We start from the raw sequence: 13,491 nt of genomic DNA, 5'->3' as shown, positions 1-13,491 counted from the left end.
AGCTCGTCTCATATTCCTTAAGCTTGAATAAAAAAAGACACATACAGAGATAACATCTGCATGTGTCTTTGACTTTCTCCTTAATTAGCAAGAGTACTCAGTATTTCTTCATTTATCTTTTCAGTAATTACTTTTTGGACCTTCCCATTATCCAGATAAACAATAGAAGGAACTGAATCTATTCTTAGCTTGGCAGCAAGTCCGGGTGACTTATATACATCTACCTTTGTGACCCTGACATCCGAATGGGATTGCTCAAATCCTTCAATTAGAGGCAATAACTCCCGACAGGAAGGATCTGTGGCATTCCATAAATAAACAACGGATGATTTACCTTGATTTAGAATTTGATGCTCATAAACCTCACATTCAGATATATACTTCTCTGCACCGTACCCTGCAATGGCACCATCGCCAACAGCAGTAGCAACTTGTTTAAGAAACTTATCGCACACATCTCCCGCTGCAAAAACACCAGGGATATTCGTTTCCATTTTCTCATTAATAAATACATAACCATTTCGATTCAAATCTACTACACCTGATAAGATTTCTGTGTTCGGGGTGTATCCAATAAATAAGAAACATGAATCGACCTTTACGTTTTGCAGTTCATTAGATTTTAAATTTTTCAGGACGACGGAATTCAAACGTTCCTCACCTTCGAAAGAACTTACCACCGTATTCCACATGAATTCCATTTTAGGGTTTTCTAGTGCCTGCGTTTTGGCAATTTCATTACAATCCATTTTCCCATGATCATGCATGACAGATACGATCACTTTATCAGCAAACTTAGTTAGAAACATCCCTTCCTCAATAGCTGCATCACCACTGCCAACGACCATAACTGTCTTCCCCGTATTTGCCGCAGCGTCACAGGTTGCACAGAAGGAAATCCCTTTATCATATAAGAACATATCTTCATTAGCTGCACCTGTAATTCTTGGTTTTCCTCCACTGGCTATGATAATGACTTTACACTCATATCGTACCCGAAAGGTCTCCACTACTTTAATGTCTTCTACTACCGAGACAGATTTGACATCTGTCATTTTGAAATCAACACCAAATTTTTTGGCTTGTTTATGAAATAATCCCATAAGGTCTGTTCCGGTCGTTCCTTCAGGAAAACCAGGATAATTTTCTATTTCATTAGTATAAGTCGCAAGACCGCCTACCAGCGATTTTTCCAAAAGGAGTGTCTTCAATTTTGCTCGTCCACAATAGATCCCTGCTGTTAATCCAGCAGCCCCGCCACCGATAATGACGACATCATACTGTTCTGTCTTCTTTTCCATTTCAATTGTCCCTCCTGTGTAGATTTTGATTTCAATAAAATAGGCTGACTCTCGTCAGCACTATAAGCTCAGCCTATTTCACTTTTACATAAAGAATTTGGCTAATAATTTACTGCCTATAAATGCACCAACCAGCAGGAACAATCCAAAAATCCAGCCTGAAAGCGATAAAGAAGCTATAGCCGTAAATAATGCACCTATATTACATCCATTAGCCAGTCTAGCTCCGTACCCCATGAGCAACCCACCAAGTACAGCCGCCACTACCTGCTTTTTGGACTTAATTTTCTTAAGCTTGAACTCGGAAGCAAACAATGTCGCTGCTAATGCACCTAAGATAATCCCTACATTTCGAATGGACCCACCATCATTTAAAAATCCGGAAGATAATGTTTTTTGAGCTTTCTCCGTACTAAAGTAAGCCCAGTTATCTACATTTCCTCCTACCAGTCGATACGCCCAAGCTCCCCAGTCCGCGAAGGCGCTGGTTACTCCCCATCCTTTTGAGAAAACAGCCAGATGTGCTGTAGCGAACACAGCCAGAAGTACAGCTCCAGTTACATAAGTAAACGGTTCTTTGAGCAATTGCTTGTAAAAGCGGTTAGACGATATCTTCAACCAGAATTCGTTCACCGTTTCATTCACCGTCCTTTCCTACTCAGCGATCCTATTTTACCTTCTCAATAACAACTTCCCACTCGCCATCATCGACCTCTTCGATTTCCACATTATGTCCCTGTTTTCTCGCCCATTCTGGTACGTTTTTCATTGCGCAACTATGATCAATAGCAACAACTAAAACGTCTCCAACATTTAGTTCAGTCATCTTCTTTTCTGTTCTCATTAACGGTACCGGACAAGCTTCTCCCATGCAATCAAGTGTAAATTCAGCCATCTTAAAAACCACCTTTATATTTTTTTGAAATACCAATAGTGAAAATATTCACGTAATAACTTATACTAATCTGCGCTTCCCATCTTTTTCTCTTGCCATTTAACTGCAGCGATGTACAACAGAAGAATGATCAGGAACTGAACAACTAGTGCTCCAAGCCAACCAAAGACGTCTGGTAAAAATACTGTTGGTGCATCCTTTATAACGTTAGCTCTCCACCAACCCATATCATGTGATCCCCAAAGTGAACCAATGATAAAAAATACAAGCGACAGCATCTGCATTGTGAACCCTTCACCTACACGCATCAATGTACCCGAAGCGCAACCACCTGCAATAACCATGCCAATTCCAAATAATACAGCGCCAATTATCAAAGCAAAACTGATTTGACCCACATTGTCCATCCCAGGAATCGGTTTACCTTCCAGGAACGCTGGATACTTAATGGCTGTAAATCCGATCGTAGCGAGAGAAAATGCTATCAGTACAGCTCTTGTTACCGATGTGCTGCCTGTAATACATGGATCTCTAAGTGATGCAGTAAAGCAGAATCGTGATCTTTGCAAAATAACGCCAAACGAAATACCGAAAAGCAGGTAGACAACCATTTTATCGTGGGAATGGTCTAGGAAAAAACCAAACCCAATAATGAGAACTGTAACCAGCAACGCGATGGGCAACTGACTCTTTTTAGGTTTTCTAGGAGCTCTGGTTCGGGTTGATTTCGTTTCGGGACTTACGGTTTGCCCCATAGTCTAACACCTCCATCGTTTTATGTAATTGACTATGTGAAAATAGTAACATACTTATTTGAGCTGTGGTTATCTGCTTTCTTTATGCTGTATAAGTGTTACTAATGGCACAGATGGAGCGTAATCAAGTATGCTATAGTGTGCACTAACAGCGGGCAACAGGAGGAATAAGTATGAATATGGAAACGCTTAAATTATTTTTAGATATTGCTTCGTTAAAAAGTATATCTAAAGCCGCTCAGAAATCTCATATCACCCAATCCGCACTTAGTCAGCAGTTGAAATCCTGGGAGAATACCCTGGGTTCTGAGCTTTTTGTGAGAAGTAATAAAGGGGCCAGCCTTACAGAAGCAGGGATTATAGCGGAGAAGTATGCGGAGCAAATCTGTAAATTATATGATGATATGGTCACAGAAATCAATCATTTACAGCCAACACAACATGAGCTGTCTATTTATGCGATTCCAGAAGTCTGTAATTATGCCCTGCCCTGTACCTTATATGAGGTAAAAAAACATTTTCCCAATTGCCATATCACTCTAAACGAAGGGGCATCGTCACTAGTAGAGGAACGTTTGCTTCTTGAAGAAGGTGATGTTGGCTTTATTTCCGGGCCTTCCCCGAAATCTGAATTATGCTCCAATATGGTGTTTTCTGATCAAGTTATGTTAGTGGCAAGCAGTACGACCGTATGTCCTGATAAAATCACACTGAATGAGCTCCCTAAATATCCGTTAATCTGGTCCTCACAGCTTCATTGTGTGCAAAGGGCTTTGAACAACATATCTGCAGGGGAGCTTAAACTAAATATACTGTTTAATTTGGACTCCCTTGAGGCGGTAAAGCTTGCAGCAATTAGAGGACATGGTGTCGCCTTTCTGCCTTATATGTCCATAAAAAAAGAGTTGTATAGTAAACAACTCAAGATTATTCATATTGATCAGTTCCAGGTAAATAACGATGTCTACATGGTAAAAAAACACAATCAGCGTTGTGACAATGATACGAAACAATTAATTCGTTATATAGAAAAGACATTGATTGATACATTATGTTGAACTTATAGCTCAATCGTAATCTCCCATACCCCATTAATGACTTCTTGAATGGAGCATTTCAAATTTGAACCACGACAGTAATCCGTGATGGAAACTTTTGCACAGCTATGATCAGTAACCAGCATCACCTTTTCGCCATTTTGAATGGCTTTTTGATGTTTTTTTAACATCATTACTGGTACTGGGCAGATTTCTCCCAGACAATCAATTTCAATCATGAGGTTACCTCCATTCCATAGATCATTAAAGTTCTAATAATGACCCAGCATTATTTTCTTCACAAAAGGAGTTGATGTAACTCTTCTAACTGGGTATCACTAAGACTCCGTACACTCCAAGTGAGTATATTTTATCATTTCCCTAAATCTACCTCCCCCACAAACACCGCAGTTCCAGAAATAAACACATCCATTCTATCAGAATCTAGTCGGTACACTTCTACATTTACTTTCCCATCTCTACCGATTTCTTGTCCTTGTTCTACATCAAATTGGATTGAGTCCATGTGCGGATTAATATATTTTAAATAATAAGCCCCCATAACTCCCGATGCTGTACCTGTTACTGGATCTTCAACGGTTCCCGAAAAAGGCGATGAGAAATTCTCCGGAAACAACTCGTTTATCGGTTTCATTTTATTAAAGCTATCTATACTCTTAATTGGAACTAATAGAGTCCATGCGCCAGTACAGCCATAAACAATCGGCATATCCTCATCAAATTCGTCAACTGTTAAGCCTAAAGCATGGGCAAGCTTAGCTCTATCACCGTCAAATTCAATAAACTCGGGATGATCTTGCTTCATTTTTATTAGTAAGTGATTATTGTTGTCCATACTGAATTGAATGGGGAGCACACCCACGTTTGTTTCGATCTTTACCGAGCTTGCCTCTCCAAGGATACCCTTTGTTTTTAAAGCAAATAAAGAAGCCATAGTTGCATGCCCACAAAGATTGATCTCATGGCCTGGCGTAAAATACTTAAGCCTTAAATCAGCTACATCCAATGAGACTACAAAAACTGTTTCATTAAAACCGACCTTATGAGCTATCGATTGCATGTCACTTTCGCTCAAATGAGCCGCATCTAATACTACACCAGCTGGATTTCCTTTGTTCGGATAAGGAGAAAACGCATCATAATGAAGCACTTTGATGTTGTTCACTGGTACGTCTCCTTTATTAAAGATTTATGAAGGTTGGATGACTGAGTATAATAATTCAGCAGTGAATATCCTAACTCTTGGCGTTCACTATTTTTTATTTCATCATCATAGCAAGTTTCATTGATAGCCTAATGGGGAGTGCAGGATTACCCATCTGGTTTAGATCCCCCACAATGAATAAATTTTTAATAGGATAAAAAAAGGCAAACGAACCTGTTGAACCGGAGTGCCCTAGTAACTCACCTTTCCCCATGTAAAGCGTGGACAAGCCATCCAAAGGAATTCTCATATAGCCGCTGCTATAGTAAATAGGTCCCATCGATAATTGAAGTTTATTAGAAGCCGATAGCATCTTAAACAACTCATTTTTAAATAGCATCCCACCAAAGAAAGCTTTGATAAATATCATTAATTCACGAGCTGTGGTGATACATCCTCCACTCGCACGACAACTCCTAATAAATTTGGAACGGTTAATTGATTTATTTTGATAAAAGATATTCGGTACAAAATCGTTGTCACCTTCAGGGAGATATGTACTTACGAGTGACAGGGGATCAAATATGAACCGCTTATAGACTTCTGCTAATGTTGACTGCTCTACCTTCTCAATGATTTCACCTAGTAAATCAAAATTTATATCCGCATAATATGCTTTTCGTTTGGTACGAGGCATAAAATGAGGCTTCAATTTTTTAATTAATGCAATCTGTTCCTCGAAGGTAATATAATAATCCTCCTTAATCGCACGACGCTTGTCATTCTCTTTTCCTTCTTCAAATACATCTGGCAAGCCACTAACCTGAAACAATAAATCGGATATTGTCAGGTCAAACGAATAATCATTACCACCAAAGACATGAAGACCACTTAACACAGCGTTATCAAAATACTGTGTAACCTTGTCATCCAACGACAGTTTACCTCGCTCTTGTAGGGCCAAAATACAGGTGGTGGTAAACAGCTTGGTGATGCTGGCCATTAGCAAAGGTGAGTCTATATTCTTCTCCCCATATCCAATATTATAGGAGTAGTCGCCATCTGTATTCTCAATGTATAGGACGCCTTCGTGAATGTGACGTGAGCTTATCGTTTTTTTGAAGGCTTGTTCTATCTTTTGTGATGTATTAGTTGTCATAGATCATCCTTTCCTCCGCTTTATTATCCAAATTATTATTAATAAGACGATAATCGATGTCCCCAATAAGAAATACATCCAAATCGTTTTTTTAACCAATTCATCATTGGGATAATGGCCTTTGTTATAAGCTTTTACAAAGATACCCTCTTGGGTCTTAATAGCAATGAAATCTTTTGGATCGGTATTGATAATCGAATAGTAAGGCGTACCTTTAGGATAAATATTCGAGAAATTCCCCCTGTACGTTCCTTCCTCATCGGAATATTTAGTTACATGCCCTATCTTCTTATTGATTTCTTCCGAGGGGATGAGTTCATCGTCTGATATTTCGTAGATGTCACCTGAATAAACAACAAACGAACCGGCCCAATCCGCGGAGACTGCATGTAATGGTGATAAAGCAATTATGGCTAGAATTACAATAATGAATTTCTTCATCTCAACCTCCTAGCTTTGGGATTCGATTGATTTATAGATTGTTTTGAACTCTTTTCCATTATTTAATCCATCAATAAGCTCTACTAAACCTGACTTTCCAACGATTCCAAACCATCTATTAATTTCTGAATGGGCGATCTCATAATTTTCTTTTACATGTGAGGGTTCATAAAAGACATCTCTACTACTTAGCTCATTTATCTTGTCAAAACTTATAAACTTATCGCTGTTATATCTATAGTCAACTAAGGTAGCCAAACCTTCATCAAACCACACCGGAACCTCATCCTTATTCTTCAACCTCTTTCTTAACTCACTATGCATCAATTCATGGGCGATTACATCCGCGTTAAATCCGTCTGGACCAATAACAATGTAATTTCCCCAATAAGTATAATAAGTCTGGCCCGTTCGATTCTTCTGAGCATACTTCTCAAGAGCGTGTGGAGATTGAACAAAAAGAAGGGTTGGATTGTCTTGTAAATCTTCGAAGAACCCAGAAACTCTCTCCCTCGATTGTTCGAAATCGTTCAAAAGTATCGTTGTTGTGACCTCTGAAATATCTGGTTCTACATAAATATGCTCACCTTGCTTCTCCATACTAGAAAAGTCTACCATCATTGCATTAACAGGTTGAGGATTTATCATATAGACTACAATCAGCATCAGAAGTAAAAATGAAAGAGAAATGCGGAGATGATTATGAGTTTCTTTCTTCTTTTGATCATAGGGATTAACTCCTTACGGTTTAGATACAAAGAGATTTCCGATAAATATATTTATGATCCTCATCCATATCCGATGATTTCATATATCCCACACTGCGCCAAAACCTTTCATTTGCATCATTAGTCGGGGTTAACTCGATATACTTTGCACCGTCTGCATAAACATGTTTTTCGACCATTGAATAGGTAAATTCACCATACCCTAAATTCCGATACATAGGTTCAATATAATACTCCATTAAAAAACACTTTCCACCCTCATTAAAATAAGTAACATACATTAAAAATCCAAGCATAGTACCGTCCTTATGTATAAGAAACAAATTTAAAGGATTTATTTCTCTTGTTCTTAGCTCTTCAATGATCTCTCTATACTCGTCTGAATAAAAGTAACCCAGGTCAAAATCATCGCCCATAGATACATGGAGAGATAATTCATTTATGTAACTATTAAAGAGTCCCCAAAATATATCCACATCCGATTGATTTTTTGCTACAAAAATCTCTAAATGGGTCGTATTCATTTCAACCTCCTTAATCATAGTTTTTAATGAAAATCTTAAACGAGCTCTCAATTGCGTCAAAATCAGTCGAGCCAATAATTTGATCCATAACCTTGCCATCAGAGTTTATAAAAAACAACGCAGGAAAAGCTTGTTCACCAAATTGTTTATGGAGATCACCTGTTTCATCTAGGAGAACGGGATACTTAATGTTGTAATTCGCCACGTATTGTTTTACATCAGAAAGATCATCTTGATAAAGCAAATTGATTCCGTATATGTTCACTCTATTTTTATATTTCTCATACAATGAGACAATCTTAGGAGCGTCGTCATTACAATATGGACACCATGAGGTGAAAAATACGAATACAGTGGGTTTCTTCGAGAAGTCCACTAGTAGTTTGTTTCCATTCGCCAACTCTTTTAGTTCAATGTTCTCAGGACTTTTAATGGGTTTTGCAGAGTTGTTTACCACGACAAATATAATCGAGCTTAATGCAATCAAAAATATAAATGTACTTACAATAATAGATATTTTCTTCAAAAATAATCCGTCCTTTACTAATCTATTCACCTACCGCTATACATTCTCTTCCACTAATCTTATATCCTTCATACTGATCATTGATCAGCCTAAAACAGCCCCTGCTTCAGAGATTTCTCTTAGGCGGGGGCTTGATTTATAATTCCTTAGTTACATTAAGCTTTTTCCATTTGCGAATCTTAGAACGAAAAGTCTTAAACGGTGCTACTGAATTAATATGAATCCATTTGACCATAGGCCATCTTGGATTGTTTCCTGTCCATTTCCGCACGCCTTGCGTAAAAAGTTCTTCATCACTTAAAGAATCAATCCAGTTCTGCCACTGATGTTCTGTCTCTTGAAATAAAGATCTTAACTCGTCTAATGAGTAGGCAGCATATGTATGATAAAACGATTGATATAATCCGCCAAGTTGATTCCATTTATAATCCGGGGAAGGTGTAATAACGGTTAACCCTGCTTTTTCATCCTTATCCCATTTCATAACAAGATTCAACCAGCCCAATTGATAAGCAATGATTTCTGCTGGGGTTCGATCAACCCCTTCCATACGATTGTCTCTTTGGGAGTTCTCAATGCCATCAAATTCTTGATAAAGAGACTGATAGGCAATATGAATCGCATCTTTCAATTCTTCTTTTGATAGATAATCGGTTGACATCATACCCCTCCTTTAAATCACTTTATTAAATTACTTTACAAATGTATTATGTACTCGCTCTGATTTCAATAAATATGCAGTCCAAATTGCACAAGTAAACGCTGACCTAATGATCCTTTTGAGTGAATCTCCATTTCCAAGTTCTCTGGCAAGAGGAATTTGATAAAGAAGTACAACATCAATGATTCCTACTACAGGGATTGCAATATAGAAAATAATCAATAACCGTGGTAAAAATGCTTTTTTTCTGTAGAAATTAATTAGAATATATACACTAAACGCTAATATAGCTATATTGAAAGTGGTTTCAAAAACAATTATAAATCCCCACAAGGGATGATAGAAATCCGAACCTTTAGAAGTAAAAGCAGTCCAGATATCGGCATCAAATGCTGTAAAAGAATCCTGAAAAAGCTGCATCAACTGAATGATAATCGTCCCATAAAGACCGATTTGTACAAGAATCAACCATCCCCCAAGTCCTGATATCCCTAATGGTTTATAATCATTTTTCTTTTCGTTTAAATTAGTTTCCACGTCAACTCTCCCTGTTTATCATCTATCACTGCTATTTATCCATAATATCCCTAAACAATTGTTCTTTTTCTTCATCTAGATCCTGATAAATCCCTAAATAATCAAAGATTTCAAATGAAAAATCAACAAAAGCACGGCCTTTAGCAGTAATGATATGTTCATCTCTAACTACTCTCTTATCAACATAATTGTCTCTTGGAAATGGATCCTCTACATTAAGTTTACTGATTCTTTCTACTGAACACGAAGTAGTGAATTTACAATGATCTAAAATGCCCGCTCGTCCTAAATACTGTGGTCCATGACATATGGCTGCCAGCATCTTCTCTTCTCGATCAAGATGGTTTATCAGATCAGTTAAATCCTGTTTTTGATTTACAATCGGACCTCCGGGAATAATTAGCCCTTCAATATCATTAAGCTTAACTGCTTCTTTGAGGACCAAATCAGGTTGATAAGTCAGACCAGATTCGCTAACTACAGATTCATAACTGTATCCTACGGATAACACTTCTTTTTTTCCAACATTTCTAATCTTATGTAGTGCCAAGGTAATCTCAAAATCCGCAAAATCATCAGATATGAAGCAAAGAATTTTGCCCATCGCACACTCCACCTTTTTTACAAAGTGATTTTATCACCCACAACAATACACTTACTGTTACTGCCATGCCCAATCTCAGCTGTCTTTATGATAGGAATGGAGGTGGAATGGCTAATTTCCTTCACATACTCTTCTACTATCGGAAATTCATTAAAGTTCTCTAGTTCTGAAAATGACCCTAGAATCAATCCAGCACAAGCATCAAAATATTTCAATTGCTGGAGCTGAGCAAAAAAGGAGACTATTTTGTTAGCTCTGCCACTTAAACTCTCCAACAATAATATTTTGTCCGAAGGATCCGGAAAATAGCTTGTCCCTGCCAGCTTCAAAAAGCAGCGAATATTCCCTCCGATTACTATCCCGCTCATCTGGTTACCACGGACCCAATGATACCGGAAATCGTAAAGATCGTTTTGACCCTCGAAGAATGTTCGATAAAAAGCCCTCTGCTGCTCTGCCCCATCAGAAGACACTAAATTGATCAACTGATAATGATAGGATTTCGAATTATTTTGCGTAAATAAAGCGTTCAAAATAACTGACAAATCACTCATTCCAAAAAAGGGTTTGGGGTTCATACGGATACTTTCGTAGTCTATGTACTCTAAGATTTGGTTGGCAGAATCCCCACCTGAAATATCGAATATCGCGCTAATTTCAGTATTTTTAAATAGTTGATTCAGCTCCGCTGCCCTTTCCTTTGGATTTCCACTGAAATAACCATCTTTTCTAAACAAAGTATTAGCCACCACTACATGGAGTCCAAATGAATGCAAAACTTTTTTTAATTCCTCTACTTTAGGTAGGTTCTCTACTCTCACACCATCTGAACAAGCAATCAGTCCGACTTTATTCCCGTGTGTGAATTTTAAGGATGTGTTCATTTTAATAATCCTTTCGATTCTACTTTTTAGTTTAATCACCGCAAATTTACGATCATATTTACACCATACCATATTTAGGGAGTTGAATCATTTTCTTCTTGAAATTATGAAACCACAACATGGTAATATAAGTATAATAATGCAAGATCAAATACATTGGGGGTGTACTAATGCGTAAATCACCGTTGATATTGAGTATGATATTATTATCTCTTGCGTTAATTATCGGATGTAGTTCAGAGGTAGATGATGCCACTAAAGCCGCAGAGAAATATAAAAATGTAGAATATACCGTCAAGGCTTCTGAGGATTTAATGTCTGATGAATCCATTCTTGCGCGAAATGAAGAGATGAAACCGTATTTTACAGAATACTTTACTGAAAAGGCTATAGCGAGCCGAATTACAACTATCCCAATTAAAATCGCTGATAAACAAAAGCTTTCTTTAAAACCGGAAAACCTAAAATTTAACCTTTCCGAACAAAAAAAAGATATTATCGAGTTAAAATATACGGTGGATCTTGTCTTATTGGATAAGGATGACAAAGAAAGTAAACGTGTGCCTTTGGAAGGTATATTGACTCTCTTTGATGTGGACGGTAAATGGTTAGTGCAAGGGGATCGATTTGATACTGTAGCATTAATGAACTGGATTGATGGGTGAATTTGAATATCCTTCTTATCACAAAAAGCAGACTGCTCTAATGAGCAACCTGCTTTTTTGAATTACATTATTTTTTTACTCATCCTATAATTGACCAACAGAACACCTTTTCGTTCTACACTTTGTTTCGCAATAAGCTGGTATCCCCGTCGTTCAAAAAAAGGTTTAGCAGTGATGCTTGCTTCGGCATCCATTTCATAAAGACCCAGTTCTTTCGCTTTCAATTCAAGCTTACTCACCAATGCAGAGGCTATACCTAGTCCTTGGTAATCTTTGTGAACATATAATCGATCCAAATGTCCCTCTGCTGTCATATCAGAAAAGCCCACAATAATATTATCAATTTCGGCTACATAAGTGATATTTTGACGCAAAGAAGCTCTCCAAGTATTATGCTTAAGTACCTCTTCCTCTTTAGGTGCCCAAGCATCTAGCTGTTCCTGTGAATAGTCTTGTTTGTTTACGGAATGAACTGTTTCGTAGAACAATGAGACAATTTGACTAATATCCGATTCTCGGTAAGCTCTAATATCCATTTTGATCTCCTTGCTGGCGATTGTAGTAACAGAAGTCAATCTCAGAACTCCACTAGATCGATTTTCCGGCCAGATTCAGCACTTTCCAGCGCTCCGAACACCATTGCCATACTATACCGATTATCTCTACAATTCGTCTCTGCAGGACGTTGCTCTGCCAATGACAAGAACATCTCATCCAAACACCCGTGATGGAATGTTTTATTCATCTCAACATTATCTCCATTTATACGCTTTACGTCACGAATGAACTTATCGCTCTGATCTCCTGCAGTAACTACCTCAGCATATGGCAGCTCATGACCATCCCAGATTGCTGTTCCTTTCTCCCCGTTAACCCGCCAAGAAGCTTCCCATGACGTGGATGCACCTTCTGCACACCAAGATCCCTGATAGGTAAATATTGAACCGTCGGACATCTCGAAAATGCACACTGCCGACGCATTCCCCTCATACCATGAACCGGGAGGATTAAACTCCTGACAGTATACGGACACAGGATTCGCGCCACTAATAAACCGGGCCTGGTCGAAGGTATGAATTGCCATATCCAACAGCAGCGGACTTTTCATAACATCACGGAATCCCCCGAAATGAGCCCCAAGGAAAAAGCTTGCACCGATAAATCCTGTTCTTCCGATGGTTCCTGATTCTATGATTTTTCTTAAAGAACGAATTCGAGGATCATAACGGCGGTTCTGCATCACAGCATGAGCATTTCCAGTCCGTTCCGAGATCTCAACAATCTTATTACATTCCTCCATAGTCTCAGCTAACGGTTTCTCACTAAACACATTACACCCAAGTTCCAATGCAGTACTAGAAATATTGAAATGACTTCCGGGAACGGTAACGTCAAAGACGAGATTTGCTGCGGTCTCCTGAATTGCCTGCTTAATATCCGTAAACGTCAGACATGAAATCCCATGCTTCGCAGCCATCGCCTCAGCCGACTCCAACCTTATATCTACTAGAGCAACGATCTTAGTATCTGGACGCAATAAAGCGTATTCAATCCATGCGTTAGCCATTCCTCCGCAACCTGCAACCGCTACACGGTACTGTGCTGTCAT

General features: G+C 38.4%; 19 protein-coding genes. 2 read left to right on the top strand and 17 right to left on the bottom strand.

Features of this window, described 5'->3' with window-relative positions:
• Positions 1-80: 80 nt before the first annotated feature.
• The 4 genes from PODO_RS13575 to PODO_RS13560 all read right to left on the bottom strand — a co-directional run bounded on the left by PODO_RS13575 (position 81) and on the right by PODO_RS13560 (position 2,951).
• Positions 81-1,301, bottom strand: coding sequence for an FAD-dependent oxidoreductase (locus tag PODO_RS13575; protein WP_038570727.1), 1,221 nt, complete (start codon positions 1,299-1,301; stop codon positions 81-83).
• Between the two features lie 84 nt (positions 1,302-1,385).
• Positions 1,386-1,934: a YeeE/YedE thiosulfate transporter family protein gene (locus tag PODO_RS13570; protein ID WP_170914249.1), complete on the bottom strand. Its 549-nt coding sequence runs from the start codon at positions 1,932-1,934 to the stop codon at positions 1,386-1,388.
• A 34-nt stretch (positions 1,935-1,968) separates the two neighbouring features.
• Positions 1,969-2,196, bottom strand: a complete 228-nt coding sequence (locus PODO_RS13565; RefSeq protein WP_036678256.1) for a sulfurtransferase TusA family protein — start codon at positions 2,194-2,196, stop codon at positions 1,969-1,971.
• Between the two features lie 65 nt (positions 2,197-2,261).
• The gene (locus tag PODO_RS13560) at positions 2,262-2,951 is read right to left on the bottom strand and encodes a YeeE/YedE thiosulfate transporter family protein (protein WP_036678259.1); all 690 of its coding nucleotides are present in this window, start codon (positions 2,949-2,951) and stop codon (positions 2,262-2,264) included.
• A gap of 173 nt (positions 2,952-3,124) precedes the next feature.
• On the opposite strand from PODO_RS13560, the gene PODO_RS13555 reads away from it, so the two are divergent.
• Positions 3,125-4,009 carry a LysR family transcriptional regulator gene (locus tag PODO_RS13555; RefSeq protein ID WP_038570725.1) on the top strand — a complete coding sequence of 295 codons (885 nt, stop codon included), beginning with the start codon at positions 3,125-3,127 and terminating at the stop codon, positions 4,007-4,009.
• A gap of 2 nt (positions 4,010-4,011) precedes the next feature.
• Here the strand turns inward: PODO_RS13555 and PODO_RS13550 are convergent, their stop codons facing one another.
• From PODO_RS13550 to PODO_RS13500, 11 genes are all read right to left on the bottom strand, one after another.
• Complete coding sequence (locus PODO_RS13550) at positions 4,012-4,227, bottom strand: sulfurtransferase TusA family protein (protein WP_036678264.1); 216 nt, start codon at positions 4,225-4,227, stop codon at positions 4,012-4,014.
• Positions 4,228-4,361: 134 nt separating this feature from the next.
• Positions 4,362-5,174 (bottom strand): PhzF family phenazine biosynthesis protein, encoded by an 813-nt coding sequence (locus PODO_RS13545; RefSeq protein WP_038570722.1) that lies wholly within the window; start codon positions 5,172-5,174, stop codon positions 4,362-4,364.
• Between the two features lie 94 nt (positions 5,175-5,268).
• Positions 5,269-6,312, bottom strand: coding sequence for a serine hydrolase domain-containing protein (locus PODO_RS13540; RefSeq protein ID WP_036678270.1), 1,044 nt, complete (start codon positions 6,310-6,312; stop codon positions 5,269-5,271).
• A gap of 3 nt (positions 6,313-6,315) precedes the next feature.
• Entirely contained in the window at positions 6,316-6,753 is a 438-nt protein-coding gene (locus tag PODO_RS31600) for a hypothetical protein (RefSeq protein WP_174890037.1), read from the bottom strand.
• A gap of 9 nt (positions 6,754-6,762) precedes the next feature.
• Positions 6,763-7,353 carry a hypothetical protein gene (locus PODO_RS13530; protein ID WP_038570720.1) on the bottom strand — a complete coding sequence of 197 codons (591 nt, stop codon included), beginning with the start codon at positions 7,351-7,353 and terminating at the stop codon, positions 6,763-6,765.
• A gap of 148 nt (positions 7,354-7,501) precedes the next feature.
• The gene (locus PODO_RS13525; protein WP_036678275.1) at positions 7,502-8,005 is read right to left on the bottom strand and encodes a GNAT family N-acetyltransferase; all 504 of its coding nucleotides are present in this window, start codon (positions 8,003-8,005) and stop codon (positions 7,502-7,504) included.
• Positions 8,006-8,015: 10 nt separating this feature from the next.
• Positions 8,016-8,531, bottom strand: coding sequence for a TlpA family protein disulfide reductase (locus PODO_RS30040; protein ID WP_052097012.1), 516 nt, complete (start codon positions 8,529-8,531; stop codon positions 8,016-8,018).
• 136 nt (positions 8,532-8,667) lie between these two features.
• Positions 8,668-9,195: a ClbS/DfsB family four-helix bundle protein gene (locus PODO_RS13515; protein ID WP_038570717.1), complete on the bottom strand. Its 528-nt coding sequence runs from the start codon at positions 9,193-9,195 to the stop codon at positions 8,668-8,670.
• Between the two features lie 27 nt (positions 9,196-9,222).
• A complete protein-coding gene (locus tag PODO_RS13510; RefSeq protein ID WP_036678279.1) occupies positions 9,223-9,729 on the bottom strand; it encodes a DUF2569 domain-containing protein in 507 nt (168 codons plus the stop codon).
• 31 nt (positions 9,730-9,760) lie between these two features.
• Positions 9,761-10,333, bottom strand: a complete 573-nt coding sequence (locus PODO_RS13505) for a DJ-1/PfpI family protein (protein WP_036678282.1) — start codon at positions 10,331-10,333, stop codon at positions 9,761-9,763.
• Between the two features lie 17 nt (positions 10,334-10,350).
• Positions 10,351-11,217, bottom strand: a complete 867-nt coding sequence (locus PODO_RS13500; protein WP_036678419.1) for a S66 family peptidase — start codon at positions 11,215-11,217, stop codon at positions 10,351-10,353.
• A 170-nt stretch (positions 11,218-11,387) separates the two neighbouring features.
• Here PODO_RS13500 and PODO_RS13495 point away from each other — a divergent pair, with 170 nt between their 5' ends.
• Positions 11,388-11,882: a hypothetical protein gene (locus tag PODO_RS13495; protein WP_038570713.1), complete on the top strand. Its 495-nt coding sequence runs from the start codon at positions 11,388-11,390 to the stop codon at positions 11,880-11,882.
• Positions 11,883-11,944: 62 nt separating this feature from the next.
• Here the strand turns inward: PODO_RS13495 and PODO_RS13490 are convergent, their stop codons facing one another.
• A complete protein-coding gene (locus tag PODO_RS13490; protein ID WP_036678422.1) occupies positions 11,945-12,418 on the bottom strand; it encodes a GNAT family N-acetyltransferase in 474 nt (157 codons plus the stop codon).
• A gap of 41 nt (positions 12,419-12,459) precedes the next feature.
• Positions 12,460-13,491, bottom strand: a complete 1,032-nt coding sequence (locus tag PODO_RS13485) for a Gfo/Idh/MocA family protein (protein ID WP_036678288.1) — start codon at positions 13,489-13,491, stop codon at positions 12,460-12,462.

Origin of the sequence: Paenibacillus odorifer, from assembly GCF_000758725.1 — a bacterium.
GTDB lineage: Bacteria > Bacillota > Bacilli > Paenibacillales > Paenibacillaceae > Paenibacillus_AQ > Paenibacillus_AQ odorifer.
This window is presented reverse-complemented; position numbering and strand designations above follow the sequence as displayed.

Bases quoted from the DNA above. Each gene is read 5' to 3' on its own strand.
- PODO_RS13575 (WP_038570727.1), bottom strand. From the start codon at position 1,301: ATGGAAAAGAAGACAGAACAGTATGATGTCGTCATTATCGGTGGCGGG.
- PODO_RS13565 (WP_036678256.1), bottom strand. From the start codon at position 2,196: ATGGCTGAATTTACACTTGATTGCATGGGAGAAGCTTGTCCGGTACCG.
- PODO_RS13560 (WP_036678259.1), bottom strand. From the start codon at position 2,951: ATGGGGCAAACCGTAAGTCCCGAAACGAAATCAACCCGAACCAGAGCT.
- PODO_RS13555 (WP_038570725.1), top strand. From the start codon at position 3,125: ATGAATATGGAAACGCTTAAATTATTTTTAGATATTGCTTCGTTAAAA.
- PODO_RS13550 (WP_036678264.1), bottom strand. From the start codon at position 4,227: ATGATTGAAATTGATTGTCTGGGAGAAATCTGCCCAGTACCAGTAATG.
- PODO_RS13540 (WP_036678270.1), bottom strand. From the start codon at position 6,312: ATGACAACTAATACATCACAAAAGATAGAACAAGCCTTCAAAAAAACG.
- PODO_RS31600 (WP_174890037.1), bottom strand. From the start codon at position 6,753: ATGAAGAAATTCATTATTGTAATTCTAGCCATAATTGCTTTATCACCA.
- PODO_RS13530 (WP_038570720.1), bottom strand. From the start codon at position 7,353: ATGGAGAAGCAAGGTGAGCATATTTATGTAGAACCAGATATTTCAGAG.
- PODO_RS13525 (WP_036678275.1), bottom strand. From the start codon at position 8,005: ATGAATACGACCCATTTAGAGATTTTTGTAGCAAAAAATCAATCGGAT.
- PODO_RS13515 (WP_038570717.1), bottom strand. From the start codon at position 9,195: ATGATGTCAACCGATTATCTATCAAAAGAAGAATTGAAAGATGCGATT.
- PODO_RS13505 (WP_036678282.1), bottom strand. From the start codon at position 10,333: ATGGGCAAAATTCTTTGCTTCATATCTGATGATTTTGCGGATTTTGAG.
- PODO_RS13500 (WP_036678419.1), bottom strand. From the start codon at position 11,217: ATGAACACATCCTTAAAATTCACACACGGGAATAAAGTCGGACTGATT.
- PODO_RS13495 (WP_038570713.1), top strand. From the start codon at position 11,388: ATGCGTAAATCACCGTTGATATTGAGTATGATATTATTATCTCTTGCG.
- PODO_RS13490 (WP_036678422.1), bottom strand. From the start codon at position 12,418: ATGGATATTAGAGCTTACCGAGAATCGGATATTAGTCAAATTGTCTCA.
- PODO_RS13485 (WP_036678288.1), bottom strand. From the start codon at position 13,491: ATGACAGCACAGTACCGTGTAGCGGTTGCAGGTTGCGGAGGAATGGCT.